An 822-nucleotide genomic window follows, 5' to 3' on the forward strand; every position below is an offset into this window, starting at 1 on the left:
GACGTTGTGTCAGCAATACGAGTTAACTCCGATTGTAATGCACCAATCTCTTTTTGCATTGAGGCGCGGTCATCAGCAGAGTTTGAACCATTTGCTGATTGCAGTGACAAGTCACGCATACGCTGTAAAATATTGGTAGATTCCTGCATCGAGCCCTCTGCGGTTTGGGCAATTGAGATACCGTCATTGGCGTTACGCATAGCAACCCCTATGCCGTTAATTTGACTGGTCATACGGTTTGAAATTTGCAAACCTGCCGAATCATCTTTGGCGCTGTTGATACGCATCCCTGATGATAAACGCTCCATTGAAGTTTGCAGTCCGCTGTTAGCACCGTTTAATGAGTTCTGAGCCTTCATTGAAGTGACGTTAGTATTAACTGAAATAGCCATGTATTGCCTCTCTTATATTTAATAGTGCCTGCCACTCAGGTCAGACGATACTTATCTTCTACAAACACTGTAACGGCGGCGATAAAAAAAGCTTTAGTAAAAAAATTAAACTTTTTATTAAATTCAATTAAAAAAGGCTATTTAACGTGCAATAAACTCGCTTAAACGACTACTTTATCAACAGCGTTTAAAAAGCTTAAACACAAAAAAGCAGCCAACGAAGGCTGCTTTGATTTTAAGCTCAGCAAATTAATTAAAAGCGATTACACTGCGCTTATAATTATTGTTTAACTAGCCACTTAAATAGCCATTAACCTAACAGCGACAATGCCGTTTGTGGTAACTGATTTGCCTGAGTTAACATCGCTGATGAGGTTTGTGACAGAATTTGCTGCTTAGTTAACTGCGCCGTTTCTGAAGCAAAATCCAC

General features: G+C 40.0%; 1 protein-coding gene and 1 pseudogene. Both read right to left on the reverse strand.

The features are described 5' to 3' along the window. Positions 1-392: pseudogene (locus tag AB4160_RS19505) on the reverse strand (flagellin); the annotation flags it as partial. A 310-nt stretch (positions 393-702) separates the two neighbouring features. After that, a partial coding sequence (locus AB4160_RS19510; protein WP_372006101.1) for a flagellin occupies positions 703-822 on the reverse strand: 120 nt, incomplete at its 5' end.

It is taken from the genome of Shewanella sp. 10N.286.51.B8 (genome assembly GCF_041469325.1).
Lineage (GTDB): Bacteria > Pseudomonadota > Gammaproteobacteria > Enterobacterales > Shewanellaceae > Shewanella.